Here is a 25227-nt window from a genome sequence, read left to right as displayed (position 1 = left end):
TCGTCTTTTACACAGAGAAGATTACATCACCGAGGCTCCTCGATGTTTACGCCGTCGTACCTGATCGTTATAATCACCGAACATGGAGCCTCGGTATGGATCGGAACGGGTTCGCTTCCACGGCCTCGCGGCTCCTGATCATGATCTCGCTGTCCTGGTGCACGTCGCTTGTATGGTCGGCACGGGCGGACGCTGATACGGGAGATGACCTTCAGATCGAGGTCACCAAGAAAGGGGCCGGTAAACAGGTCATCATTTCACAGGGCGCGAAAGAATGGTTCATGCTGGTCGACGTCACTCCTGAAAACGCGGTCGTTCTGAAGCAGGAAAAAGAACACGATCAATATCTGATTGATGAAAGCGAAACGCATGATCGGCCGATGACAGCCGATGAAGTGGAGGCCACGATTGCGGACTATGTCAACAGCGTGAAAGCCCGCGCGCGGAAGAAGTAGGTATGCCCACTCAACCGAAGTTCGTCATTTTCGCCCACAACGCCACGTACGATAAGCTGCATCAGGTTGCGACGCTCGGCATGACGGCGGCCGCGATGGGCAAGGACGTGATCATCGTTTTGTTGTTCTGGACGATCAAAAAACTCGCGGAAGGGAAGATCGATCAGATCGATTTCCCGCCGGAATATGCGGGGTCGGCCGAGGAGGTGGCCCGGCTGCTTCAAGAGAAAAAGGTACCGAAGATCTCGGAAATGCTGCAAGATGCCAAGCACGTCGGAAAACTGCGGCTGATCGCCTGCAGCGCCGGATTAGAGTATATGGGGGTCGATAGTACGGCGGTCGAAAAGCATGTCGATGAGGTGCTGGGCCTGCCGGCGATCCTTTCGATGACCGCTGAGGCGGAAACCAAACTGTTCATCTGAACGTTGTCCGTGAATCTTTTGAGGTCTTTGCGATGAACGACTCACGTTTAACGTCCGCTTCTAGCGCGACCTTGTAACCCCCACTCGATCGCATAATTCAATCAACTTGCACCTGCTGCATAATGGTGACACCGGAAGGCATAGGTTCTGCCCATAGGGGACGAGAAGATCGTTGTAGATGATCCAGTATTGTTTCGGCAGCTTCCGTCGGAGGGCCTGTTCAGACTCCTCCGGGGTCTTCGTGTTGATATAGCCCCAGCGATTGCTGATCCGGTGAACATGAATGTCCACGCAGATTCCTGGCTTGCCGTATCCAATCGTCACAACCAGATTGGCTGTTTTCCGTCCGACCCCCGGTAAGGTGAGTAGGTCATCGATGGAGTCCGGTACCTTGCCGCCATACTGATCGATCAACCGGCGGCAGATTTGGTGAATCGCCTTGGCTTTCGTCCGATAGAATCCTACAGGATAGATCGCCTTTTCCAACTTCCTCAACGGTAACATCAACATCGTTGCCGGTGTGCGAGCCAAGGCAAACAGTCGGTCGCCGGCTTCTCTGGTCGTTCTGTCTTTAGTCCGCAAACTGAGGAGAGTGGAAATCAGAATGAGAAAGGGATCCCGGTCCGATTCCTTGGCTACGACCCCGACGACCGGCTCTTGCCAACGACGAATTTCCCGCTTGACGATACGGATGGCGGCATGGAGTTGCTCCTGACGCATGGAGATAGGTCACGAACGAGGAGGAGGCTGGTGAGATGAGCGGCAGACCCCGACGACGAACTAGTCAGGCTTCCGTTTTGACAACCACTTCTGTCGGCGCCGTTGAGCTTCGCGTTGCTTGGCCTTCTTCCGTACGCTGGGTTTCTCGTAGAAACGGCGGCGCTTGAGTTCGCGGAACAGACCTTCGCCGGCGAGCTTTTTCTTGGCAACTTTCAGAGCTTTTTCAACGTTGTTGTTGAAGACCTTGATTTCCATCCGATTGCTTTTCGACTTTCTCAGGCAACAAGCCTGCTGCTTATGGTTTCCAGTGATCCGGCGCCGGAGTCTAGCACAACACCTTGAGTTCCTCAAGGCTTTCGGTGAGCTTGGCGATTCTCAGTCGCATAGTGTCTATAAACTCATGATTTTTCTGAGAGAGTACATTGGTATGCACCGTCACAAGACCTGCGTGCGCGGCGGCAATTGCGAGGGTTAAGCCCACCGTGAGATCAGACCGGACCGCCGGTTTGGCTGTCTCACGCAATGTGTGGAGCAATCTCGCAACCTTGCAGGTGAGATCCGCCATTTCCATCGGTATTTCCGTAGCCCGTTGGAGTGCAACGGAAATCGCCTCAGGACGATCAGGATGTTGTTTGGACCTCTTGTAAGCCTCCATTAGCCCGTTGTAGGCCTCCGTATCGGCTTGAACTAGCCGATGGAGCCGGCGACTCAGTTCAAGTAGTCGTTGCTCTTTCTCCGATTGTCCGCCGAGACGTGCGCCTAATACGCCTAGAGAAGCCGCCAAGGCGCCTACGAATGCCGCGACACTGCCGCCGGCTGGTGTCGGTTTGGCGTCAGCGACCGCGGCAAGAAAACCTGGAAGGGTATATTCCCGCTCAGTGCTGCCGGACATGGCCTCAGCGAGCCTTGTCTCGAGGACCTGGCGTGCATCGAATCGATCGATCTGCAGCGAAGCCGCCGCCGCCTGGTCCAATGCCGCTTGGGGGACTAATCCGACCAGTTCACTTCCAGCCACCTCTATTCCACGTTTCGTGGCCTCGGTCTTCACCAGCTGAAACGCGGCCAGAAGGGGTGTCGCGAGGGAGTCGGTCAAATTCATGGCGACTTGCACCATGCCCCGGCTGGATAGTTCCACCCCGATGGCTTTCACGGATGGCAACCCGCCGCTTGAATGGCGGACGGCTCGGGCGATGGAGCGTGCCTGGTCCACGTCGGTCGAGCGGAGGTTGACATTGTAGGCGATCAGCGGAGGTCGGGCGCCGATCGCAATGGCTCCCGCACTGTCATGCAGTCGAGGAGGACCAAAGTCGGGGATCCAATGGGGATCTGACTCCATCCGGAAAGCCAGGCCTTCAAGCCCTCCTCGTCTGACTGCTTCCAATGGAACATGGTCCGCATGGCTTGCGGCGCGTTCATAGAGGAACACAGGGATGCCCAATTCACGTCCGACCCGTTCTCCCAGTCGCTTGGCGAGCTGGATGCAGTCCTGCATCGTCGTACCCCTGATCGGGATGAATGGCACGACATCCGTCGCCCCTATGCGGGGGTGTACTCCGACGTGCGCGCGCAGGTCGATGAGTTCTGTTGCGATCCGAACGGCATGGAAGGCCGCCTCGACGATCGCGTCCGGGGTCCCGCAGAAGGTCAACACCGACCGATGGTGATCGGTATCCATCGAGTGGTCTAGAACCACCACACCGGGTCTCGACGTGACGGCATCGATCAGCGCCTGCATCGTCGACGGATCCCGACCTTCACTGAAGTTGGGGACACATTCCACGATCCGATCCATAGGTGTTATTGTGAGTGCACATGAAAAAGCCGGAGGACTGACGATCGTCCTTCCGGCTTCTGACTGAGCTGCCTCCCGTACAGGAGGCCGGCTATTTCGCTTTCTTGACGAAGGCTTTATAGATTCGTCCCGACTTGGCTTGTTCCTCTTCCAGGCCCATCATTTGATGGCCCGTGGTTTCACACCAAGCCGGCATGTCTTTCTTGATTCCCTCATCATCGGACAGAACTTCCAGGACCTGACCTAATGCCAATTCCTTGATTTTCTTGGAGGTGAGAATAATCGGCATCGGACAGAAGTATCCCAATGTATCGAGTTTGACATCGGCTTGCATCATGAAGACACCCTTGTGGCAGTGGACGGTTCAAATGAACAGGTTGACGCTACCCTGCTTGGCTTCCGCCAGATACGTGGTCACGCCGGCAAACTGATCGATGCCGTCGATCAACGTATCCTTGGTGATGCCCATGAGTCCCATCGTGGTCGTGCAGGCGATGAACCGTACGCCCAGATCCAAGGCGGTTTGCATCAACTCCGGCACGCCCGGCATCCGATTTTGCTTCATCACCGTCTGCATCATCTTCGTTCCCAACCCGCCGAAGTGGAATCGGGACAAGGGCAAGGTATCGGCGCCGCCTCTATTGAGCAGCCCGAACATCCTTCGCAGCCAATCTTTTGCCGAACTTGTGGCGCCCCTTCTTCGGATCGTATTCAACCCCCAAAACGTAAAAAACATGGTCACCTGCATCCCCATCGCGGCGGCCCCGGTGGCGATAATGAAAGCCGCCATCGCCCGATCGAGATCACCGCTCAACAACACGATCGTGACCCGTTCCGGTTTGGATTCTTGCAGCTGTACCAACGTGGCGGTCGGCTCTATGTGTGTGGAGATCATGTTCTTACTCCTGACATCGCATCGTCAACGCGCATTCCGCGTATGAACAGAATAGTATGTGATCCTTCGGGGTGTCAAGAAAGCGGACATCCCCGCTACGGTGCTGCGTATTGCTTGACCTCTCTCCGGACCCTCGTTATAGTCTGGACCGTTGCGCGCCACCTATCCTACAAGAGTCCTCCCAATCGATAGACCCGCATGATCGAACAGCCGTCACCTGAAGTCGCAGCTTCCAGGAGCGCCCCACTCTTCGGGTTCTGGTACCCAGCCGTGCCCAGTCATACCCTGCGTCCCGGCACGATGAAGGGACTGCAGATGTTGGGTTTGCCGATCGTCCTCTGCCGCGATCGAGCCGGACATCTTGCAGCGATGCGCGATATCTGTCCGCACCGGGGTATGCCGCTGTCCTTCGGCCGATTCGACGGTGAACGGGTGGAATGTCCGTATCATGGGTGGCAGTTCGACATGAAGGGGCGCTGTCAGCGCATCCCCGCGCTCCCTGAACAGAGTAATCTACAAACAGACAAGATCGGCGTGACGCCCTATCCGGCTGAAGAGACGGACGGCATGATTTGGCTGTATCTGCCCGACGAACGAGGTCTTCTCGACCCATTACCTTCGGCGCCCCGCATGCCGTTACCCTCGGAACCTCGGCAGTCGTTCCACATTTCCTTGACCTACACCTGTACTCCTGACGACGGCATCATCGGTCTCATCGACCCGGTCCATGGACCGTACGTCCACTCCTGGTGGCGCAGTGACGTACGGATGCACGAAAAGACCAAGATTTTCGAACCGATCTCGAACGGCTTCCGGATGACCGCCCACCGACCGGCGAAGAACAGCGGTCCATTTCACTGGGTGGAGCGCATCTATGGGGGGCCGTTATCGACGACCATCGACTTTCTGCTGCCGAACCAGCGTGTGGAACTCATGCAATGCGGGAACGCCTGGGTCGCCAATCGGTTGATGGCCACACCGGTGTCCGATATGGAATGCCGAATCGATTTTTCCGCCTATTGGCGCGGACTACATTGGCTTCCATTCAGCAATCTGATTTTTCGCACGCTCACGAAAATGTTTCTCAGCCAAGATGAGCGGGCAATGAAACGCCTGGCGGTGGGGCTTCGCCACAAGCCCTCGTCGATGTTTCTCGGCGACGCCGATATGCCGGCGAAATGGTATTACAAGCTCAAGGCGGCTCATCTGGTATCCGTGCAAACAGGCCGGCCGTTTGATCATCCTCTGAAAGAACGAGTGACACTCCGGTGGCGAAGCTGATCGCGATAGTTGGGCTGGGATGCACGTTCATGTTGGCGGTCATGCCCGCGATGTCGTCGCATGCCGGAAGTCCCAACCTCGTCACCGTCCCGGCATTGGGTATACAGGGCGAGGGCCTACCCGGTGTCGTGAACTACATCTTGATTCAGTTCGATCGTGCCGCCGGGCAAGACGGTCCTACCATTCAGTTCAACGAAGTCAATCTCGGAGGAGGATCGATCGTCGGTGCGGAATGGAAGGAGGGAGCCCGTCGCGCCGTGCGAGCCGTCACCTCTGCCGTGGGTGACAGCGGGAACGATTGGTTGATCACAATCAAGAATCGTTCCGTGACGTCGATGACCGACGGGATGAGCGCGAGCGCCGCGGTCGCGGTCGCGATCATGGCGGTCTATCGAGGAGATACGATCCGACCGGATGTCGCCCTCTCCGGCCAGATCACACCGGATGGCCGCCTCGATGTGGTCGGGGGGTTACCCGTGAAGATCGAGGCCGCCGCCAATGCGCATTACCGATCGGTCATCGTCGCGCGTGACCAGCCGCTCACGTCCGACTGGATCAGTGCGACGGAGGTCGCGGCACGACGGCGCGTTCAACTCATTCAGGTCGGCACATTGGATGAGGCCTACCAAGCCATGACGGGACGCTAGCCGCCGCGCCCATTCGCCAATATGAACCCCATGGCTCGTCGGATCTGATCGCGTGTGCCCAGCAGAACCACGATGTCGCCGGCAAGAAGCGTGGTTTTATCCGGCGGGTTGGATTCCGTGACGCCGCTTCTGGTCAAGGCGATGATGGACGCCCCGATTCGCGGGCGCAATGCCAGTTGGGCGATGGTCTTTCCGGCCGCCGGCGAATCTTCCTCGATTCGGCACGTCTCCACTTCGACATCGGCGAGGGTGCCGCCCCGCAGATGGTGTGCCAGTTCGGGAAGCTCGCTGCGCCGTAAGAGTGCGTATCCTTCGCGACGAACCTGCTCGGCCTTTCGCATGATGAAATCTTGCGGCATGTTGTAGGTGCGGAGGACGAGCGCAAATATTTCGATCGACGTTTCAAATTCCTCCGGCACGACGTCGTCCACACCCAGCTGGTGCAATTCCTCCAACTCACGCAAATACCGGGTCCGCACCACGATGTGAATTTTCGGGTTCAAGCCTCGCGCCACCTGCACGGCTCGGCGGGCCATGAACGGATCGGAGATCGCGACGACCAGGACCCGCGCGTCTTCGATCTTGACATGCCGCAGTACATTGGGATTGGTCGCATCCCCATAGTAGAGCGGCAAGCCGTGGGACGCTTCCCGGCGCACGGTGTCTCCGTCCAAATCCAAGGCAATGTAGGGCACTTCCGTCTCTCCCAATACGCGAGCCAGATTGCGCCCGTTGAGCCCATATCCCACGATGATCACATGGTCCTTGATGCGCAGGTGCCGTCCTTCCGCTTCCAGCACGTGGGCGATGGTCTGACCGGGAAGCCAGTGGTAAAGCCGTTGCATGGCCTCGACGCGCCGAGCGAGATGCGGGGATACCTGCATGAGAAACGGCGTGATGATCATGGAACAGACCGAGACCGCCAGAAAAATCTGGTACGGCGGTCCGGACAAAAGCTGATCCTCCAGGCCGACCTGCGCCAAGATGAAGCTGAACTCGCCGACCTGGGCGAGAGCAATACCGGTCATGACGGCCGATCGTGGAGGTACGGACGCGGCGAGGGCGGCCCCGGTGCCGGCGAAGAACTTCACGAGCAGGACGATGAGCAAGACGCCGGTCACGACGATCGGATACTCCAACAAGATACGCCAGTCCATCAGGATGCCGATGGAGACGAAGAACAAGCTGTTGAAACTGTCTCGAAACGGCAGCACTTCTGCGATGGCTTGATGGCTGTACTCCGATTCAGAAATGACGAGTCCGGCGATGAAGGCCCCCAACGCCAGTGAGAGGCCGCCGAGCGATGTCAACCAGGCGATGCCGAGGCACATGACGATGATCGTCAGCAGGAACAGCTCCCGGCTTCGGCTGCGAACGATATGGTCGAGCACTTTCGGTACCACATACCAGGCCGCAGCGACGATACAGGCGACCACCACGATGGATTTCCCCAACGACAACAGAACCAGGGGCAACGTTCCTTCGCCGTGGCTGGCAAGAATGGGGGTCAACAAGATCATGGGAACGACAGCCAGGTCCTGAAAAATCAAGATCCCAATGGTGGCTCGCCCGTGGGGTGAGTCGCTGTCTCCGCTGGCCGCGAGCGCTTTCAGCACGATCGCGGTGCTGCTGAGTGAGAGCAGAAACCCCCAAAAGATCGCCTGGGACGCGGGTAAGCCCGCCAGGGTGCCGCCGAGCCATGTAATCGCGATGACGCCACCGACTTGGATCGGGGCCGCGATCAGGAGCAGCCGACGAAGCGAGGTGAGTTGTACCAGCGAGAATTCGATGCCGATGGTGAACAGCAGCAGCACAATCCCGATTTCCGCCAGCACTTGCACCGTCGCGATATCGGAAATCAGATTGAGCCCGTGAGGACCGATCAACGCTCCGGCGACGAGAAATCCGGCGATAGACGGCAACCGGAATTGATGGAATAGAAACACCACGGCGATGGAGACGGTGTAAATGAGCAGCAGATTGCCGAGCACGCTGTAGTCAGTCATGTCGAGTCTTCAACTCGATTCCTCGCTGATGTCCATCACGCGAATGAGTGTCTTGGCAACCGATGGCGCGTCTCCCTGCCATCTCCCGTCCACCGCTGCCCAAAGAGGGAGATGCGCAGGATACCTGAGGACCAGGGCGGGGACAAGTAACGTAGGATGTCGGCGGAGTTTTTCCTATTGGTCATCCGGCATCCGTCCCATCCCGGTCAATCCTCGGAGGTCGTGGCCGGCAGTCTCGAGAACCGGGCGGTTGAGGGAGATCTCGATCACTAATTCTCTTCCAGCCGCATCAGCATTGAAGATTCCCCCACCGAAAGAGGCATAGACCCAAGAATAACGTATTGCGTAGGGTGTGGATATCGTTTCATAGGAATGATCACGTGGATGGAGGCACTGTGTGCCTGCATATGACCGGGAGGTGTCCCATGCGGCTGTTTCCTTTCTTCGCGGCGATGCTGGCGGTTTTGTCAACTCATCCGGTCTTCGCGGATACCCAGTCAGGATCGGAGCCGACCTGGAAATGCCCTCAAGCGGATGGCAGTGCAATCTACACCAACAAGGAGAAAGCAGGTTGCCAAGCCATGGAACTTAAGCCGCTTTCTGTCGTGCCCAATTTGGAGAACATGCCGACGATTCTTCCTCAACCTTCGACAGTCGCCGCACCCCATTACCAAATTCCTTCCTATCAAGATCGTGGTTCAGGCATGGGAGGTCGGAATGTCCCAGACTGGGCTAGAGACTGGCATGCAAGCGTAGCGCCGGGCGGTTCCGTGCAAGAGGAAGTCTGCACGCTCTATTCTGAATGGCTTCACTTGGTTCAAAAAACCCGTGGTGGAATGTTTTACGGCACCGACCCGTCTTATGGCGGCGATCTCTCAGGGCGCAATCAGCGTGGGGCTAGTTACTCGTTTTACGACAACACGCGCTACGTCACGCTGTCGAGAATCTTTGGGGCGGGGTTCGTGCCGATCGGGTGTCCGTAAGGGCGTCGAGCCACAGTTGGCTGACGTCCTCCGTAATTCGACCTGTTCTCTCTTGCAGAGGATTTGTCAGAGCTTATAGAACTCGCGATACCACTTCACAAATCGAGGAATTCCCACCTCAATCGGCGTGGTAGGTTTGAAGCCGACATCGTGCGTGAGATCATCGATATCGGCGTACGTCGCAGGGACATCTCCGGGTTGTAAGGGCATCAGTTTCTTCTCGGCTTTCTTTCCCAGTGCTTGTTCCAACACCTCGATGAAGTGCAGCAGTTCCACCGGTTGGTGGTTGCCGATATTATAAATGCGCGCCGGGGCGGAACTGGTGCCGGGGTCAGGCTTGTCCCCTGACCAGGTCGGATTGGCTGCGGCCGGATGGTCGAGTGTTCGGATGACACCTTCGACGATGTCATCGATATAGGTAAAATCGCGCCTCATCTTGCCCTGATTGAAGACTTCGATGGGTTTGCCCTCCAAGATGGCCTTTGTAAAGATGAACAGAGCCATATCGGGACGCCCCCAAGGTCCATAGACGGTAAAGAAGCGAAGACCCGTGCATGGCAGTCGATACAGATGCGCATAGCAGTGAGCCATCAGCTCGTTGGCTTTTTTACTGGCGGCATAGAGCGAGACCGGATGATCGACATTGTCATGGATGGAAAACGGCATGTGGGTATTGCCGCCATAGACAGAACTGGAGGAAGCATAGACGAGGTGTTCGATGCGACTATGCCGACAGCCTTCGAGAATATTGAGAAATCCCTCGATGTTGCTTTCGGTGTAGGCGTGAGGATTGACCAGTGAGTAACGCACCCCGGCTTGAGCCGCGAGATGAACCACGCGCCGGATCGGTTCACCGGCAAAGAGATCGCGCATGCCTTGTCGATTCGAGAGATCGAGCTTAATGAAACTGAATCGGTCGCGCGGCGTCAATTGAGCGAGCCGGGCCTGTTTCAATCGTAGGTCATAATAATCGTTGAGATTGTCCAGGCCGATCACCTGGTCGCCACGGTCCAGAAGACGCATAGCCACGTGAAATCCGATGAATCCCGCTGTTCCTGTGACAAGAATGGGCGACTGTGTCCCGGCCATGATTACCCCTCAAAGAAAATAGTCTATCGACCCTTGCCTGGCCTCATGAACGGCGGATTGCCATGATCCAGCCGGTAGAGTGTCAATGGGGCAAGGGATTCTCCTGCAGACATCACTTCCACCGCGCCTCCACCCGTCATTCGATAGAGATCGAAGGCCCGGGCACCATGATAGCGACACCCTTGTGGGGCAAGAAGAGCTTTCAGTTTTTCAGCCGGTTCCCAATGAGCGGTCAAAAGCGCCGTTCTGGCCGGGTTTCGCCGGCTGAACATGAACGACAGGTGATCGGGATACCAGTCGGCTCCGCCGGTTGCGTATGACACAAACAGATCGGCCTGAGCATCGGTGCACAATTGGGCCAAGTAGGCATTCGTGAGGTACCCATTTTCGCCGATATCAAGCCACTTTCCCGGGTGGGAAAGGGCGGCGTGGGCGGCATGGCTACGGATCTCCAGCAACTGTTGTTGGGAAGCGAACACCAACGGAATCCGCCCATATTGTCCGACCAATTGCCGGATGACATTGTCCTTGAGCGCGGATCCACCATCGTTCGTCGGGCCGCTGTCCGCGTGGATCAACACGTTGTGCCCACGATCCGAAATCAAATAGCAGTTTCTGGGCATCCTCAAGTCGCAGGGGTCCTCTCCGTAGAAGGGGACGGACACGACGGTTCCTCCTTCAAACGGCCACGTCTCTCCATGAGCCAGCTCGATGACTCGGTCAAAGCCCAGTTCAGCGAGGAGGGATCGATAGTCAAAGAACAGCCCCGTTCGATTCCGGCGACTGGGCACGATGATCGGCGTGTCTTTCGGTAAATGAAGCAAGGTGCGTGGATCGACGTGATCGTCATGATCATGAGTCAAAAACACGGCGGCCGGTTTCGGGAACAGTCCGTTCCAGATGGATGGCAGCGGAGATTCGGCAAACCACGGCAGAAGCCACGGGTCGAAGAGAAGAACGGTGTCCCGTTGCCGGTAGAGGAGCGCGGCATGTCCGAGGTGCACGACATCTTGATCCTGAACGATGTCGAACCAACGCCCTTGGATAGAACTCGTCGCGGAGGTTACCAGACAGTCATATTGATGGAGCGATTCCATCACCTTGGTCAGCATCATCTGCGACTCGAGCGGCATGGCGGATATCACGGAATGGAGTTCGGCCGTGGTATGGGTTCCGTCGAGCAGACCGAACAGTTTTCCTATCAGCGGACCCAGCGGTCGTCCGTTGAATCCTATGGGAATCGCTTGGTGATTGATCGCATGGAAGATGCGAAGCCCGCCGTTGGTCACGGTGGCGGATGTGCTCGGGTCAGTCGGAAATTCCCACTGGAACGTTCCATCCGGTCGGCGGCCGCAGCGAATGTGTTGTTTCAGGTAAGGCCGCGCGTTCACCAGCTCGGCATAGGCATCTTCCAGGCGCCGCTGGCGGTCGGGATCATCAAGCGGCGCGCGTTTTGAAAAGACATCGCTGATCGCCGTATCGATCGCGCTGGACAGAAGACTGTGAGCCTCCTGGAGACTGGCGACGACTTCCGGGGCCACCCCGCCGACGAAAGGGAAGGGTCCTGGCGGCTCCGCACTCTCCAGTTGGATCCAGCACCAGGGGGCAAGGGTCAGGTAACGATTGTGGGGAAGGTTGGTCCAAACCTGGCTCATGAGTGGGCGCTGAACCTTAATTTGCTGATCGCCGGTTCATACAGAGCCTGGATCAGGTTGCCATCGGGATCGGCAAAATAGAATGAGTAGCTGCCGTCTCGGTGTTGTTTGGGTGGTTTTGTGATACGCCCGCCCAGAGATTCGATCTTCGGCACGATCGTACGGTACATCACATCGACGGCATCAGGACTCGCGAGTATCACGCCCATATGATCGAGCAGTTGGGTTCTTGAGGAGTCATAGGAATCCAATTCGTTCTTCGAGATCTGATGGAGCGCCAGGTTGTCGACCCCGGAGCTGAAATAGACGTTGTCCGGGTCCGGTTCCCAGACGACCTGCATCCCGAGCAACTCTTCGTAGAATCGACGGGAGCGAGGAAGATCGAGCACGCGCAGAGCCAAATGGCGGAGACCTTGATGCAGTGGAGTGGGCATGCAAACCTTCAATGATCCAACTAGATCGAAGGTTGTATAGTAGGGAGGCGGCCGCAAGCCGTCAACGGAAAATCCGCTCAGGTTCCCAGTCCAGTCGGCTGTGATAGGATCAGAGTCCCAATGGCATTCAATGGAATAACAGTTGCCGCGTTGGAAAGCCGGATGGCGACCGAGATCACGCGGTTGATCGAGCGCTATGGTGGGCGTCCACTTGTTGCACCTGTTTTGCGAGAGATCCCGCTGGAAGACAATCAGGCGGCGCATGAGTTCGGGAGCCGGCTCATGGCCGGGCGGATTGATCTGCTCGTCCTACTCACGGGTATAGGCGCAACCATCTTGTTTGACCTCCTGAAAGCTCGCTACGCCTGGTCATCAATCCTGACAGCGCTGCAACAGACGACCATCGTCGCACGAGGGCCGAAGCCGGTTGCGGCCCTCAAGGCCGTCGGTCTTCAACCGACCATCACGGTGCCGGAACCCAATACCTGGGTCGATCTAATAGCCGTCCTGGATGAGCACCGCCCTGTGAATGGATTGCGAGTGGCCGTGCAGGAGTACGGAGTCTCAAACCTCGATCTGTCGCAAGCCTTGGAGCAGCGAGGTGCGGAGGTATTCTCGGTTCCGATCTATAAATGGGCCCTGCCGGAGAACCTTGGACCGATTCGCCACGCCCTCGATGAAATCATCGCCGGTCGCGTCAACATGATCCTGATCACCAACGCTGCGCAAGTGGATCATGTCATGAAGCTGTTGGAGCAGGATGGAAGGGTGGAACCATTTCGAGCGGCGCTGAAGACGATGGTGGTCGCATCAATCGGTCCCACCGCAAGCGAGCGGCTGCGTCATCACGGTTGGCCGATTGATCTTGAGCCGTCACATCCGAAGATGGGAATCTTGGTGAAGGAAGCGTCCGAACGGGCTTCGAGCATTCTCAACCGGAAGCGATAGGGTTTGCCCGCTGCGAATCCATTTGCAGTTTCAGCAATTGAGGTTGAAATTCCGTTCGATCACATTGTCAGGACCGCCGCCCCTTGAAAGGTACCCGCTTTGAGTTCCCGCAGCGCGCGGTTCGCCTCTTCCAGAGGAAAACGGGCCGTATGTGGTTTGATGGGAATAGCCGCCGCTTCGCGCAGCAAATCGATCCCGTCCTGTCTGGTGTTGGCCGTCACGCTGCGAATGACGCGCTCGCCGAACAGGTCGCGATCGTAGTCGAGGGATGGAATGGGAGACATGTGGATGCCGGCCAGGGCAAGCGTGCCGCCTCGGTCGAGTGCGCGCAGTGCCGGAGGGACGAGATCACCGGCCGGTGCAAAAATAATCGACCCATGCAGCTTGTCCGGCGGCATATCCATTGCCCCGCCGACCCAGACCGCTCCGAGCTGTCTAGCCAACGCTTGATGTTCCGGTTTGAGCGAGCTGACATAGACCTGACAGCCCCAATGCCGTGCGATTTGAATTGCAATGTGTGCGGAAGCCCCGAAGCCGTAGAGTCCAAGACGCTGACCTGGTTTGACCCCACTGAGCCTTAAGGCTCGATAGCCGATAATGCCGGCACATAACAGGGGAGCGGCTTCTTCGTCAGAAAAGATTGGTGGGATGGGATAGGCAAATCGTGCGGGTACGACGGCGTATTCCGCATAGCCACCATCAACCTGATAGCCGGTGAACTTTGCCCGTAAGCAAAGATTTTCACGCCCGCTTGTACAGAATTCGCACTGTCCGCACGTTCCTTGAAGCCAAGCAATACCGACCCTGTCCGCTTCCTGCGCCTCCGAGACCTTGGATCCGACCTGCACCACCGTGCCGACTGCTTGATGGCCCGGGATCAATGGAAATGGGATATCGGGGAGTTCTCCCTCCACCACATGAAGATCCGTCCGACAGACGCCGCAGACGTGAAGCTTGACGAGGATCTGGCCGGGTTGTGGAAGAGGGATGGGGCGCTCTTGAAGCTGTAAAGGACTGTCGGAGACGTCGCTCGTATGTTCGAGCACCATTGCTTTCATATTGGTTAGGATGCAGAGTTTCGGGTTGAGAATCGCGGGTTCGTGAGGTCGGTTAGAATGACAACACCAGAAACTCACAACCGGAAACCCGCCACGCCATAAAGTTGTCCTCGGCTATTTTGCCTTTACGCACTCGATATCCAGATGAATGTAGACTTCGTCCCCGACGACCAGTCCGCCGTTATCGAGCGTTTTGTTCCAAATCATGCCGAAGTCCTTACGATTCACTGTTCCATCGGCGGTGAATCCGGCTCGGGTATTGCCCCAGGGATCCTTGGTGACGCCGTTGAATGTCCCGACGAGCGTGATTTCTTTGGTCACGCCGCGCAGGGTGAAGTTCCCGATGACCTTGTAGGTGGTTCCCTGTTTCCGATAGGTCTTCATCTTGTAAGTGATCGTCGGAAACTGTTGGACATCCAAGAAGTCGGCGTTCCGCAGATGCGTGTCGCGTTTTTCTTGATTCGTGTTGATGGACTCGGCATTGATCGTGGCTTCAATCCTCTTCAAGGTTTTCGCGGTCGCATCCATCTCAACGAACCCATGATAGTCCGTGAACCGCCCCGACGTCTTGGAGATCACCATGTGCGTCACGCGAAATTCGATCAGAGAGTGGTCCGGATCGATGTCCCACCGAGCCGTTTCCGCCTGGGCGCCCAGCGGGAAGCATCCCAATAGGCCGGCTATGACGACTCCCCGTACCATATTTTGTCGTGTTTTCATGCCTCCGCCTTTCGCGTCTCTAGACCGGCCTATGTGAACGGCCCGTACCCTTTGCGTGATGCTCAGGTAGTCCGGCATCCTACCTATCGCCGTGAACTCCCTGCAACTCGATTCTTTCGCAGAAACATGGGTGTCAACCGATGGGTTGGTATAGAATAGGCTCATGCAAGCGCTCGTCAAAACGACTGCGGGACCGGGGTTGGCCCTGACCCAATGGGCTGACCCAACCCCTGGGCCACACGACGCCGTGGTGAAGGTGGCCGCGACTTCGTTATGCGGAACCGACGCCCATATCTATCGGTGGGACGAGTGGGCACAACGCCGAATTCATCCTCCGCGAATCATCGGTCACGAATTGTGCGGTCACGTCGTGGCGGTGGGGCGGGAGGTGTCTCTGGTCAAGGTCGGTGACTATGTCGCCGCCGAATCGCATCTGACCTGCGGCGCCTGCTTCCAGTGCCGCACCGGGCAGGCGCACGTGTGCAAGAATTACAAGATTCTCGGGATCGATCGAGACGGCTCCTACGCGCAGTACGTCGCATTGCCGGAGGGGGTCTTGTGGCACACGGCTCCGAACATTCCACCCGAGTTAGCCTGCGTGCAAGAGCCGCTTGGCAATGCGGTGGATGCCGCCCTCGCTGAAGATCTCACCGGCCATACGGTCTTGATCACGGGGTGTGGGCCGACCGGTTTATTTGCCGCGGCTGTCGCACGAACCGCCGGTGCGGCGACCATTATCGCGTCCGATATCAGCGACTATCGGCTTGGTTTGGCCAAGCAGGTGGGGGCGGATCATGTTCTCAATGCGAAGTCCGAATCATCCGAGCACATGACGTCGGCGATCCTCGACATGACCGCCGGTGAAGGGGTCGATGCCGCGCTGGAGATGTCAGGAGACCCCGCGGCCATGCATCAGGCGTTTCGTGCCGTAAAGAACGGCGGCCGGGTCACTCTGTTCGGGATTCCAACCGGCCCTGTGTGCTTCGATTTGCCGAACGAAATGATTTTCAAGGGAATTCGCGTCTATGGCATCACCGGCCGGCGCTTGTTTGAAACTTGGTACCGACTGGCCGGCCTCTTTAAGGCCGGTCTCGATATCCGGCCGGTCATCACTCACTCTTTCCCGATGAAGGAGTTTGCCACCGGCTTTGACTTGATCCAGTCCGGACAGTGCGGGAAAGTGGTGTTGTACCCGTAGTCAGGCTGAGGTACGAGGACTGAGAGAACAGCCCTCGGCCCTCAGTCCTCATCTCTCAATTATGTTCTAACCATGGCCTACTCGTCCTTCAAGAAAGTTTTCGATACTCAGCTCGCCGACATCCGCGCCAAAGGCCTCCACAAATCCGAGCGACGCATTCTTGGTCCGCAAGGGTCGGACATCCTCGTGGCGCAAGGTTCGGTGCTGAATCTCTGTGCGAACAACTATTTGGGACTCGCGAATCATCCGGCCATCGTGCAGGCGGCTCGCAAAGGGCTCGAAACGCATGGCTATGGCATGGCCTCGGTGCGGTTCATTTGCGGTACGCAAGACCTGCATAAACAACTCGAGCAAACCGTCAGCCAGTTTCTCGGGACCGAGGACACCATCCTCTACAGTTCGTGCTTCGACGCGAACGGGGGACTGTTCGAAGTCTTGCTGGATGAGAACGATGCCGTCATCAGCGATGCGTTGAATCATGCCAGCCTGATCGACGGCATCAGACTCTGCAAGGCGAAGCGATTCCGATACGCCCATTCCGACATGGCGGAGCTCGAAGCACGGCTTCACGAAGCCGCTCCCTGCCGCCTGCGGCTGATTGTCACGGACGGAGTCTTCTCGATGGACGGCGATCTGGCCAAACTGGATCGGATCGTTCAGCTGGCGGAACGGTACGACGCAGCGGTGGTGGTCGATGACAGCCATGCGACCGGGGTGTTGGGTCCGAAGGGCAGGGGAACCCCGGCTCGTTTCGGCGTCGCCGACCGCATCGAGATCGTCACGAGCACCTTGGGAAAAACGCTGGGTGGCGCGACCGGCGGGTTTACCTCCGGCAAGGCCGAGGTGATCGAGTTGTTGCGGCAACGATCGCGCCCCTACTTGTTCTCCAACTCCCTTCCTCCTCCCATCGCGGCCGGTGCGCTGTGCGCGATCGATCTCGTCGAACAGGGCGACCCTCTCAGGGAAAGGCTTCGGGCCAATGCCGCCTTCTTCCGTGCCGAGTTGACCGGACTGGGCTTCCGGCTTGTCCCGGGCGAGCATCCCATCATTCCCGTGATGTTGGGCGAGGCCGCGCTTGCCACGTCGATGGCGGAGGCTCTGCTGAAAGAAGGCATCTACGTCGTCGGATTCAGCTATCCGGTGGTGCCGCAAGGGCAGGCGAGGATCCGGACTCAAATGTCGGCGGCCCATACCACGGTTCAGTTGCAGCAAGCCGTGGCGGCGTTTGCCAAGGTGGGCCGGGCGCTCGGCGTGATTTCGTGACACGGCCTCAGGGGCCGGATCGGAAAACTGGCACGCAACGGACCTTTCACCTTTAGTGTTTCTCCTATCGGCCTGATTGCTTGACCATGAAGATGGTCTTCTCGATAATAGCCCTCGATGTGATGGAAAAGGGAGATTTTAGAAATGAAACTCCATGTTGTGGTGGAACAGGATGAGGCAGGTTGCTTTGTTGCCGAGGTTCCGGCTTTGCCAGGATGCCTCTCCCAGGGAAAGGACCTGGACTCCTTTGTAAATTGATTCGCCAAGCGCGCTGACCGTCGAAGAATTCAACGCGCTGTAAACTCGTCTGGAGAGTTTCCCTCCATCTGATACGTGAAAAGCTTTCTCCCCCGTGCCAGTACAGAGGTGTATCCTTAGTAGAATCTGACGGCTGCCATGCTCATGGATGAGCCTGCTTAGGTATTGGGGTACGGTTCAGTGGCCTTTGTCTGAATTGACTTTTCGCAGTCACCCCAGTATCCTTCACCCCTTTCTTAGTCAAGGAGTAGCGGTATGAAAGTCATTCTTCAAGAAACCCTGGAAGGGGTGGGGCATCTCGGCGATCTCATCAACGTCGCCGATGGATTTGCGAGGAACTATCTGTTGCCGCGCCGGAAGGCCGTCCAAGCCGACAGCCGGAGCATCAAGGCCTTCGAACATGTGAAACGAGTGGCGGCGGAAAAGGCCAAGAAAGAGAAACTGGAAATCGAGGCCCATGCCAAGAAGGTGTCCGCGGTCTCGCTGACGATCGAAGCGCAGGTCGGGAAAGACGACAAGATGTTCGGGTCCGTCACCGCGAAAGACATCGCGGAAGGGTTGGCCGCGCAAGGTGTCACGGTGGATCGGCGAAAAATCCAATTGGCGCAACCGATCAAGGAACTCGGCACGGTATCCGTGCCGATCAAGATGCCGAGGGACGTGGTGGCGACCGTGACGGTCCGCGTGGTGAAGAAGCAAGAGCCTGAAGAACCTTCAGCGTAAAGCGGGGAGTATGGAGACGATGAGCAGTGACGCGATTGGTTCATGGGATGCCCTGAAAACGGCCGATCCCGAAGTCTACGCCGCGATCGAGGCGGAAGAAGTCCGGCAGCGGGAGAAATTGCTCCTCATCGCGTCGGAAAATTTCGCCAGCCCGGCGGTCTTGGCGGCACAAGGCTCCTTGCTCACCAATAAATATGCGGAAGGGTATCCCGGCAAACGGTATTACGGCGGATGCCAGCATGCGGACGCCGTCGAGGATCTGGCGATTCAGCGGTGCCGAGAAATTTTCGGCGCCGAACATGTGAATGTGCAGCCGCATTCCGGTTCGCAAGCCAACATGGCGGCCTATCTGTCGGTCCTGAAGGCGGGGGACACCATTCTCGGGATGGATCTTGCCCAAGGCGGCCATCTCACGCATGGGAGTAAAGTCAACTTCTCAGGCATCCTCTTCCGCGTGTTCTCCTATGGCGTCGATCGTGAGACGGAACGGATCGACTACGATGCCGTTCAAAAGGTTGCCGAGGAATGCCGTCCGCGGATGATCGTCGTCGGCGCCAGCGCCTATGCCCGCGTGCTGGATTTCCCCCGGTTCCAGCAGATTGCCAAATCGGTCGGGGCCTATCTGCTGGTCGATATCGCGCACATTGCCGGCCTCATCGCCGCCGGACTCCATCCGAATCCCGTGCCCTATGCCGACTTCGTCACGACGACGACGCATAAAACGCTCCGCGGTCCCCGTGGCGGCGTCACGATGTGCAAAGCCGAGCACGCGAAGGCGGTCGACAAGCTCGTATTTCCGGGATTACAGGGCGGCCCCTTGATGCATGTGATCGCGGCCAAGGCGGTGGCCTTCAAAGAAGCCTTGTCGCCGGAATTCAAATGCTATCAGCGGCAAGTCCTCGCCAACGCGAAGGCCTTGGCGCAAGGGTTCGTCGATCGCGGCTATAAGATCGTCTCGGGCGGGACCGATACTCACTTGATGCTCTTGAACCTCACGAACAAGGGGATCACCGGGAAAGAGGCGGATGCCGCGCTCGATACGGCCGGGATAATCGTCAACAAGAACGCCGTGCCGTATGATGAAAAACCGCCGGCCGTGGCCAGCGGAATCCGTCTGGGGTCGCCCATCGTCTCCACGCGCGGGATGAAGGAACCCGAGATGAAGCAGATCGTCGAGTTGGTGGATCGTGTCCTCCGGCACCGACAGGAGCCGGCCGCGTTGGAAGACGTTCGCGAACAGGCCAAAGCATTGTGTGCCAGGTTTCCCATCTTTCATCCCTACTAGGCGGTCGATAGCGAGAGAGCAGGGTCGCCACCGGTGAAATGTCCCTTCTGCGATGAACTCGAGGACAAGGTCGTCGATTCCCGCATGGCCAAGGAGGGCGAAGTCATTCGCCGTCGCCGTGAGTGCCTGGGCTGCAAGCGCCGCTATACCACCTACGAGCGGGTCGAGGAAATTCTTCCCGTGGTGGTGAAGAAAGACGGTCGCCGAGAGTCCTTTGACCGCAATAAGATTCTGGTCGGTCTGAAAAAAGCCTGTGAAAAGCGGCCGATCAGCATCAGCACGATCGAAGCCGTCACCGATCGAATTGAAAAACGGATCCAGGAGATGGGCGAGACGGAGATTGAGAGTCGGGTCGTCGGTGAAGAAGTCATGAAGGAGTTGCATCAGCTGGACCAGGTCGCCTATGTCCGCTTCGCATCCGTGTACCGAGAGTTCAAGGACATCGACCAATTCATGGACGAGCTGAAAACGCTCGCGCAGCACCGTCGCGAGCGGTAGGGCGCAACTCCCCGACCCCCATCATTTCTCTTCCCGACCGCATCCTTCCCATCCGATTCGACGTTCGCTCGTGGCGGCCCTCGCCGAGCTATGCGTAGGAGAGTACAGGACCGATGAACAAACCGCTTCCCCAGCAGCGCGCTCGACGGAACACGCCGAGCTCCGGCGCGACGAACGTCGCGATCATCGGGGCCGGTCGCGGGGGCACCGCGCTCATGGAGATCTTCGCGAACGATCCGCTGGTGCAGATCGTCGGTGTCGCGGAACTCAATCCGGAGGCGCCGGGAGTAGGATTGGCCAAACAGCTCAACATTCCGGTCACGCGGGACTATCGGCAGCTGTTGGCCATGGAACGCGTCGATTTGATCATCGATGTGTCGGGGAACGGAGAAGTCGGGCAGTTCCTCCAGGAGTTTCATCGGATGGGCGTCACGGTCATCGGCGGGGCCAGCGCGAAATTCATGTGGGAACTGATTGAAGCCCGCATTCGCGCGACCGCGGAGATCGAGAAGACGCTGAACAAATATCAGTCGCTCTATCGCCTGTATGTCAAAGAGACCGGAGCCGCGGTCACGGAAGAGCGGACCAGAATCGCCTGCGAGATCCACGACGGCCTTGTGCAGAGCTTGGCCGGGGTGAATTTCAAGTTGGATCTGTGCCAACAACTCATCCGAAAGAACCCGCGAGCGAGCCTCGCCACCATCAAGGAAAGCAAGGCGCAATTGAAGTTGGCCATACAAGAAGCGCGACAAGTCATCTTCAACCTGCGTCCTCTGCACTACGACAAGATGGAATTGATCCCCGCTCTCACGAATTATTTCAAGTCGTACCAGACCCAAACCCATATCGCCACGAAGTTCGCGGTGACGGGAGATGAACAGATTCTCTTTCCCCGAACGAAGATCTTTTTGTTTCGGATCATCCAGGAAGCGTTGAGCAACGTCGAAAAACACGCCAAAGCCGATCGAGTCTCGATCAAGCTGGATATCGATATGGATCTGTTGCGCGTGACGATCGCCGACAACGGCATCGGCTTCGATCTGGAGGCCGTCCTGCGCGATCCGGAGAAATGGGATCATTTCGGCATCAAAGGTATTTTGGAACGGGCGCGATTGGTGGGCGGTGAGGGACACGTGCAATCCAAACCGGGCAAAGGCACGAAAATCACGGTCGAGGTGCCGCTGGGCCATAAGGAGGTGAGGGAGAATGGAGAAGATTAAGGTGTTGATCGCCGACGACCATCGGGTGGTCCGGGAAGGCTTGGCCGCCATTCTCAAGACCAAGGACGATATTCACGTCATCGGCGAAGCCCAGGATGGGATGGAAGCGGTGGAGAAAGCCCGCGCCCTGCTGCCGGATGTGATTCTCATGGACGTGAGCATGCCGCGGATGGGCGGCGTCGAGGCGACCAGGCAAATCAAGCGGGAGTTTCCACATATCGGCATCGTCGCGTTGACGATGTACGAGGAGCAACAATACATCTTCGACCTCGTGCGTGCAGGCGCAACCGGGTATCTCTTGAAAGACTCCGAATCGTCGCAAATCGTGGCGGCCATCCGCGCCATCTATCGGGGTGAATCACTGATCCATCCGTCCGTCGCCAGCAAAATCTTGGCGGAATTCTCGTTGATGGCGCAAAAGAAAGGCAAGAAGCCGGCGTGGGCCGAGCATGATCTGACCGAACGGGAGATTACGGTCTTGCGGCTGGTGGCCGACGGAAAAACCAACAAGGAGATCGCGAACAGTCTTGATTTGAGCGAAAAGACGGTGAAGAACCACGTCCGGAACATCTTCCACAAGCTGCAAGTCTATGACCGCACGCAAGCGGCCATTCTCGCCATTCGCAAGGGACTGATCGAGCTGGACCCGAAACGATAAGGCATGCCGTCGGCACAAGCCTGTTCTTCCTGCATGAGCATGTGTCCGGTGCTCCACGCGCGGCGAGACGAGGTCTTGTCGGCCGGGAGGGATGAGCCACGCTTGCCAGGCAGCACGGATCGCACGAGCAGTACGATGCGGGTCCGCCTAGCGTGACGGTCGGAACACCTCTATCGTGTACGTCTTCTGACTTCCATCCGGTGCGGTGACGGTCATCGCAACAGATGTCGTTGTTCCGAGCCCCAGCGGGGCGGTCGCTTGGCCTGCCGCGACTCCCGCCGCGGCGATCACCGAACCGAATGCCGACATCACGGCGTTCGGATCGGACTTGGTGGCGGAGACGATGATTCGATCGATACCGGCGGGGACTTCCACCGAATACATCACGGTCCCCGGGGAAAAGGGCGGAGACAAAACTCCCGCGTTGACGCTCAGCGCGGACAGATTGTTGTCGTCCATGGGCGCCGCACGCTTGATGGTGATGCGGTAGGTCTTTGCGGAGCCATTCTGCGCCGTGACGGTAATCAACAGGTCTTTGGTCGTCCCCGGTCCACCGAGCGGAATCCCGGCTTGGCCGTCGTTCGGCACATCACCGGATATCACCGCATTGGGATCGGACTTGGTCGCGGACAGGCTCACCGCGGCGACGTTGGTCGCCACGTCCACGGTGTAATTCTGCAGGCCTGGAGCGAACGCCGGGGACATGGCCCCAGGGGTGACCGTCAATGCCGACAAATCGTTGTTGCCCGCCAGCGATATCCTATTGAGAACGACCGTGTAGGTTCTCGACTTCGTGTTTGATTCCGACACCACGATGCTGACGATCGTGGGGGGGACTCCTGCAGGGCCGGGTGTAATGGAACGGCTCGTCGTGGTCTGGCCGTCGATGCTCACGGTGTCCCCCGAGACGCGCGGTTGCGCGGCGATGGTCACGCTGGTGATAGTGCTGGACAGCTCGACGCTGTATTGGGTGGTGGTGCTGGAAAAGGCCGGTTCGAGCGCGAGCGGCCCGCCCACGGACGTCACCGTCAGGCTGGCAAGTTCCACTTCGGGATTCACGGTTGCGGAATCTGAACAACCATAAGGGCCTAAAGCGATCGCCAACAGAGACAGAACGACGAAGGAGTGCGATACGGAGGCTCGCGCCGATTTCATATGAGAATCCATCTCCTGATGTACACCAGATCGCACATGATCTGTCTCCAGATGAACCCAAACGGTAGGAACCGAAGCCACGAAAGGGTTCAACGCCGGCCGTCGCGATGTTCACAAGCCCGAACTGCCGTTCGTTCTATAACCGATCTCATCAGTCGGGTCAACAGATCGAGCCGGCGCGCCGGATCAACGGGACGGTCTGTTCACGGTGAGCGTGTAAATTTTCCTGCTTACCTGATCCTCCGCGGTCACGGAGATCGCGATTGAGGTGCTTGCTCCCAGCGCGAGCGGAACGGTTACGCTGCCGCTTGGATCTCCCTTCGTGGCGATCGGTGTCCCCGACACGGACATCACGGCGTTGGGATCGGACTTGGTGGCGGTGACGGTGATCCTGTCCACGGAACCTGGAACATCAACCATGTAGACCGGCGTACCGGCGGCAAAGTTCGGATTCAAGGTGCCGGCACTCACCCGTAAGTCCGATAGATTGGCGTCGGTCGAAGGAGCCAACCGGGTCACGACGACGGTGTAGGTCTTGACCTCGCCGTTCTGTGCCGCGACTCGAATCGACACGGTCTTGCTCGTTCCCGGTCCATCCAAGGGAATCGTCGCTTGTCCTTGGTTGGGGACGTCGCCGGAGAGCACGGCATTCGGGTCCGACTTGGTGGCGGACAGGGTCACGCTACCGATGTCGGTTGCCACTTCCGCCGTGTACGTCAGCTGGTCCGAATCAAAGGCAGGCACCAAGGCTCCTGGTGTGACGGTCAATGCCGATAGATCGTTGTCGGCGGGAAGCGCCGGCCGGTTCACGGTGATAAAATACGGCTTTTGAGCGCCATTGGGGGCGGTGACGATCACCTGAATTTCCGTGTTCGACGGACCTTCCGGCAGAGGAATGGACCGTGAATCGGTGGCTTGTTCATTGATCGTCATGCTCGCACCCCTATCCTCAGGCGCAGCGGTCACGGTGATGCTGCTCACCCGGCCACCGACGCTCACCGTGTAACTCGTCCGGCCGGAGCTAAACGAGGGATTCAAACGACCCGGCGACACGGTCAGCCGTTGAAGATTGTTATTTCCGCCGAGCGCGGCGCGGGAGACCACCAAAGTGTACGGTTTCTGGCTGCCGTTCTGCGCCGTCACGGCCACGGTGACAATGGTACTCAGCCCAGGGCCTTGCAGGGGAACGGTTTGGGCTTGCCCGGAGGCGGCGGGTTGTCCGTTCACGGTCATGGTGGCGGCAGAATCGTCCAGAGTCGGTGTCACGCGCACCGTGCCGACGCTGCTCCCGACGGAGACCTCATAGTTCAAGGTATTGGTCTGGAATCCGGGGTCTAGGGTGCCCGGCGAAATGGACAAACTTCGTAACGAATTATTCCCGGTCAAGCTCGCTTTCGTGACAAGGACGGTATAGGTGCGCGAATTGGTCCCTGATTCCGACACGACGATATTCACCGGCGTCGTGGTTCCAGGGTCGCCGAGTTGAATGGTGCGGCTCGTCGTGGCCTCGCCGTTGATCGTCACGCTGTCGCCGGCCACGGCCGGTTGAGCGGCGACCGTCACGCTTCCGGTGTTGCTGGAGAGATCGACGGTATAGCTCGTCGTTGCCGGATTGAACGACGGTTGCAACGATGCGGCGGTACTGCCGGACGTGACGGTCAGATTAGCCAGTTCGACGACCGGATTGACCGAGGCCGAGTCCGAGCAGCCATACTCACTCCATCCCATCGTCAAGATCATGAAGGCGACGAGGTATTGCCCAGCGAGGGTAAAAATACGTTTCATTGGAGGCGGTCCCTTCCCTTGATACGTAAAACGAGGAATCTGTTTGTTTTTGGCGAACCCAAACGCTACATGTGGAAAC

The 25227-nt window shown here is 58.0% G+C and carries 25 protein-coding genes and 1 pseudogene; 13 read left to right on the top strand and 13 right to left on the bottom strand.

Translation table 11 applies throughout. The annotated features are described in order from the left end of the window. The first annotated feature begins 95 nt into the window (after positions 1-95). Both A4E19_17185 and A4E19_17180 read left to right on the top strand, forming a co-directional pair. Positions 96-455, top strand: a complete 360-nt coding sequence (locus A4E19_17185; GenBank protein ID OQW34938.1) for a hypothetical protein — start codon at positions 96-98, stop codon at positions 453-455. 2 nt (positions 456-457) lie between these two features. Then, the gene (locus A4E19_17180) at positions 458-877 is read left to right on the top strand and encodes a hypothetical protein (GenBank protein ID OQW34937.1); all 420 of its coding nucleotides are present in this window, start codon (positions 458-460) and stop codon (positions 875-877) included. A 60-nt stretch (positions 878-937) separates the two neighbouring features. Here A4E19_17180 and A4E19_17175 read toward each other — a convergent pair whose 3' ends face one another. From A4E19_17175 to A4E19_17155, 5 genes and pseudogenes are all read right to left on the bottom strand, one after another. Further along, positions 938-1597: an endonuclease III gene (locus A4E19_17175; protein OQW34936.1), complete on the bottom strand. Its 660-nt coding sequence runs from the start codon at positions 1595-1597 to the stop codon at positions 938-940. A 60-nt stretch (positions 1598-1657) separates the two neighbouring features. Further along, entirely contained in the window at positions 1658-1852 is a 195-nt protein-coding gene (locus A4E19_17170) for a 30S ribosomal protein S21 (GenBank protein ID OQW34935.1), read from the bottom strand. Between the two features lie 640 nt (positions 1853-2492). Continuing rightward, a pseudogene (locus A4E19_17165) lies at positions 2493-3389 on the bottom strand (hypothetical protein). 91 nt (positions 3390-3480) lie between these two features. Further along, complete coding sequence (locus A4E19_17160) at positions 3481-3726, bottom strand: SirA family protein (protein OQW34934.1); 246 nt, start codon at positions 3724-3726, stop codon at positions 3481-3483. A 27-nt stretch (positions 3727-3753) separates the two neighbouring features. Next, on the bottom strand, positions 3754-4284 hold the full coding sequence (locus A4E19_17155; GenBank protein OQW34933.1) for a hypothetical protein: 531 nt from the start codon (positions 4282-4284) through the stop codon (positions 3754-3756). A gap of 198 nt (positions 4285-4482) precedes the next feature. Between A4E19_17155 and A4E19_17150 the strand changes: the two genes are divergently transcribed. Together A4E19_17150 and A4E19_17145 are read left to right on the top strand one after the other, a co-directional pair. Continuing rightward, positions 4483-5565, top strand: coding sequence for a (2Fe-2S)-binding protein (locus A4E19_17150; GenBank protein OQW34932.1), 1083 nt, complete (start codon positions 4483-4485; stop codon positions 5563-5565). Beyond that, on the top strand, positions 5553-6212 hold the full coding sequence (locus A4E19_17145; protein OQW34931.1) for a hypothetical protein: 660 nt from the start codon (positions 5553-5555) through the stop codon (positions 6210-6212). Before A4E19_17150 ends, A4E19_17145 begins: the two co-directional genes overlap by 13 nt. Here A4E19_17145 and A4E19_17140 read toward each other — a convergent pair. Next, positions 6209-8218 carry a sodium:proton exchanger gene (locus A4E19_17140; protein OQW34930.1) on the bottom strand — a complete coding sequence of 670 codons (2010 nt, stop codon included), beginning with the start codon at positions 8216-8218 and terminating at the stop codon, positions 6209-6211. The genes A4E19_17145 and A4E19_17140 overlap by 4 nt on opposite strands. Before the next feature lie 425 nt (positions 8219-8643). Here A4E19_17140 and A4E19_17135 point away from each other — a divergent pair, with 425 nt between their 5' ends. Beyond that, entirely contained in the window at positions 8644-9201 is a 558-nt protein-coding gene (locus A4E19_17135; protein ID OQW34929.1) for a hypothetical protein, read from the top strand. Between the two features lie 66 nt (positions 9202-9267). On the opposite strand, the gene A4E19_17130 is transcribed toward A4E19_17135, so the two are convergent. Genes A4E19_17130 through A4E19_17120 form a run of 3 tightly spaced genes read right to left on the bottom strand, consistent with a single transcriptional unit; the run spans position 9268 to position 12379 of the window. After that, positions 9268-10290: a capsular biosynthesis protein CpsI gene (locus A4E19_17130; GenBank protein OQW34928.1), complete on the bottom strand. Its 1023-nt coding sequence runs from the start codon at positions 10288-10290 to the stop codon at positions 9268-9270. Between the two features lie 23 nt (positions 10291-10313). Beyond that, on the bottom strand, positions 10314-11945 hold the full coding sequence (locus A4E19_17125; protein ID OQW34927.1) for a hypothetical protein: 1632 nt from the start codon (positions 11943-11945) through the stop codon (positions 10314-10316). After that, entirely contained in the window at positions 11942-12379 is a 438-nt protein-coding gene (locus tag A4E19_17120; protein ID OQW34926.1) for a hypothetical protein, read from the bottom strand. The genes A4E19_17125 and A4E19_17120 overlap by 4 nt, the downstream gene beginning before the upstream one ends. Positions 12380-12499: 120 nt before the next feature. On the opposite strand from A4E19_17120, the gene A4E19_17115 reads away from it, so the two are divergent. Beyond that, positions 12500-13327: a hypothetical protein gene (locus A4E19_17115; protein ID OQW34925.1), complete on the top strand. Its 828-nt coding sequence runs from the start codon at positions 12500-12502 to the stop codon at positions 13325-13327. A 59-nt stretch (positions 13328-13386) separates the two neighbouring features. On the opposite strand, the gene A4E19_17110 is transcribed toward A4E19_17115, so the two are convergent. Continuing rightward, entirely contained in the window at positions 13387-14385 is a 999-nt protein-coding gene (locus tag A4E19_17110) for an alcohol dehydrogenase (GenBank protein OQW34924.1), read from the bottom strand. A 114-nt stretch (positions 14386-14499) separates the two neighbouring features. Next, positions 14500-15087: a hypothetical protein gene (locus A4E19_17105; GenBank protein OQW34941.1), complete on the bottom strand. Its 588-nt coding sequence runs from the start codon at positions 15085-15087 to the stop codon at positions 14500-14502. A gap of 181 nt (positions 15088-15268) precedes the next feature. On the opposite strand from A4E19_17105, the gene tdh reads away from it, so the two are divergent. From tdh to A4E19_17070, 7 genes are all read left to right on the top strand, one after another. Further along, positions 15269-16303: an L-threonine 3-dehydrogenase gene (tdh, locus tag A4E19_17100; protein OQW34923.1), complete on the top strand. Its 1035-nt coding sequence runs from the start codon at positions 15269-15271 to the stop codon at positions 16301-16303. Between the two features lie 72 nt (positions 16304-16375). Then, positions 16376-17566 carry a glycine C-acetyltransferase gene (locus A4E19_17095; GenBank protein OQW34922.1) on the top strand — a complete coding sequence of 397 codons (1191 nt, stop codon included), beginning with the start codon at positions 16376-16378 and terminating at the stop codon, positions 17564-17566. 513 nt (positions 17567-18079) lie between these two features. Then, positions 18080-18547 carry a 50S ribosomal protein L9 gene (locus tag A4E19_17090; protein OQW34921.1) on the top strand — a complete coding sequence of 156 codons (468 nt, stop codon included), beginning with the start codon at positions 18080-18082 and terminating at the stop codon, positions 18545-18547. A gap of 19 nt (positions 18548-18566) precedes the next feature. Further along, positions 18567-19832: a serine hydroxymethyltransferase gene (locus A4E19_17085; GenBank protein OQW34940.1), complete on the top strand. Its 1266-nt coding sequence runs from the start codon at positions 18567-18569 to the stop codon at positions 19830-19832. 33 nt (positions 19833-19865) lie between these two features. Next, a complete protein-coding gene (locus A4E19_17080) occupies positions 19866-20330 on the top strand; it encodes an NrdR family transcriptional regulator (protein OQW34920.1) in 465 nt (154 codons plus the stop codon). Between the two features lie 113 nt (positions 20331-20443). Continuing rightward, positions 20444-21550: a hypothetical protein gene (locus tag A4E19_17075; GenBank protein OQW34919.1), complete on the top strand. Its 1107-nt coding sequence runs from the start codon at positions 20444-20446 to the stop codon at positions 21548-21550. Then, positions 21537-22208 (top strand): DNA-binding response regulator, encoded by a 672-nt coding sequence (locus A4E19_17070; protein ID OQW34918.1) that lies wholly within the window; start codon positions 21537-21539, stop codon positions 22206-22208. Before A4E19_17075 ends, A4E19_17070 begins: the two co-directional genes overlap by 14 nt. Positions 22209-22355: 147 nt before the next feature. On the opposite strand, the gene A4E19_17065 is transcribed toward A4E19_17070, so the two are convergent. Both A4E19_17065 and A4E19_17060 read right to left on the bottom strand, forming a co-directional pair. Continuing rightward, entirely contained in the window at positions 22356-23363 is a 1008-nt protein-coding gene (locus tag A4E19_17065) for a hypothetical protein (GenBank protein ID OQW34917.1), read from the bottom strand. Between the two features lie 186 nt (positions 23364-23549). Beyond that, on the bottom strand, positions 23550-25148 hold the full coding sequence (locus tag A4E19_17060) for a hypothetical protein (GenBank protein OQW34916.1): 1599 nt from the start codon (positions 25146-25148) through the stop codon (positions 23550-23552). Positions 25149-25227 lie beyond the last annotated feature (79 nt).

It is taken from the genome of Nitrospira sp. SG-bin1 (assembly GCA_002083365.1).
GTDB lineage: Bacteria > Nitrospirota > Nitrospiria > Nitrospirales > Nitrospiraceae > Nitrospira_D.
Note: the sequence above shows the minus strand (reverse complement) of the source record. Positions and strands in the feature narration are given on the sequence as shown.

Bases quoted from the DNA above. Each gene is read 5' to 3' on its own strand.
- A4E19_17115 (OQW34925.1), top strand. From the start codon at position 12,500: ATGGCATTCAATGGAATAACAGTTGCCGCGTTGGAAAGCCGGATGGCG.
- A4E19_17065 (OQW34917.1), bottom strand. From the start codon at position 23,363: ATGAAATCGGCGCGAGCCTCCGTATCGCACTCCTTCGTCGTTCTGTCT.
- A4E19_17135 (OQW34929.1), top strand. From the start codon at position 8,644: ATGCGGCTGTTTCCTTTCTTCGCGGCGATGCTGGCGGTTTTGTCAACT.
- A4E19_17085 (OQW34940.1), top strand. From the start codon at position 18,567: ATGAGCAGTGACGCGATTGGTTCATGGGATGCCCTGAAAACGGCCGAT.
- A4E19_17125 (OQW34927.1), bottom strand. From the start codon at position 11,945: ATGAGCCAGGTTTGGACCAACCTTCCCCACAATCGTTACCTGACCCTT.
- A4E19_17160 (OQW34934.1), bottom strand. From the start codon at position 3,726: ATGATGCAAGCCGATGTCAAACTCGATACATTGGGATACTTCTGTCCG.
- A4E19_17090 (OQW34921.1), top strand. From the start codon at position 18,080: ATGAAAGTCATTCTTCAAGAAACCCTGGAAGGGGTGGGGCATCTCGGC.
- A4E19_17075 (OQW34919.1), top strand. From the start codon at position 20,444: ATGAACAAACCGCTTCCCCAGCAGCGCGCTCGACGGAACACGCCGAGC.
- A4E19_17095 (OQW34922.1), top strand. From the start codon at position 16,376: ATGGCCTACTCGTCCTTCAAGAAAGTTTTCGATACTCAGCTCGCCGAC.
- A4E19_17180 (OQW34937.1), top strand. From the start codon at position 458: ATGCCCACTCAACCGAAGTTCGTCATTTTCGCCCACAACGCCACGTAC.
- A4E19_17130 (OQW34928.1), bottom strand. From the start codon at position 10,290: ATGGCCGGGACACAGTCGCCCATTCTTGTCACAGGAACAGCGGGATTC.
- A4E19_17150 (OQW34932.1), top strand. From the start codon at position 4,483: ATGATCGAACAGCCGTCACCTGAAGTCGCAGCTTCCAGGAGCGCCCCA.
- A4E19_17185 (OQW34938.1), top strand. From the start codon at position 96: ATGGATCGGAACGGGTTCGCTTCCACGGCCTCGCGGCTCCTGATCATG.
- A4E19_17105 (OQW34941.1), bottom strand. From the start codon at position 15,087: ATGGTACGGGGAGTCGTCATAGCCGGCCTATTGGGATGCTTCCCGCTG.
- A4E19_17120 (OQW34926.1), bottom strand. From the start codon at position 12,379: ATGCCCACTCCACTGCATCAAGGTCTCCGCCATTTGGCTCTGCGCGTG.
- A4E19_17175 (OQW34936.1), bottom strand. From the start codon at position 1,597: ATGCGTCAGGAGCAACTCCATGCCGCCATCCGTATCGTCAAGCGGGAA.
- A4E19_17170 (OQW34935.1), bottom strand. From the start codon at position 1,852: ATGGAAATCAAGGTCTTCAACAACAACGTTGAAAAAGCTCTGAAAGTT.
- A4E19_17140 (OQW34930.1), bottom strand. From the start codon at position 8,218: ATGACTGACTACAGCGTGCTCGGCAATCTGCTGCTCATTTACACCGTC.
- tdh (OQW34923.1), top strand. From the start codon at position 15,269: ATGCAAGCGCTCGTCAAAACGACTGCGGGACCGGGGTTGGCCCTGACC.
- A4E19_17070 (OQW34918.1), top strand. From the start codon at position 21,537: ATGGAGAAGATTAAGGTGTTGATCGCCGACGACCATCGGGTGGTCCGG.
- A4E19_17110 (OQW34924.1), bottom strand. From the start codon at position 14,385: ATGAAAGCAATGGTGCTCGAACATACGAGCGACGTCTCCGACAGTCCT.
- A4E19_17155 (OQW34933.1), bottom strand. From the start codon at position 4,284: ATGATCTCCACACACATAGAGCCGACCGCCACGTTGGTACAGCTGCAA.
- A4E19_17060 (OQW34916.1), bottom strand. From the start codon at position 25,148: ATGAAACGTATTTTTACCCTCGCTGGGCAATACCTCGTCGCCTTCATG.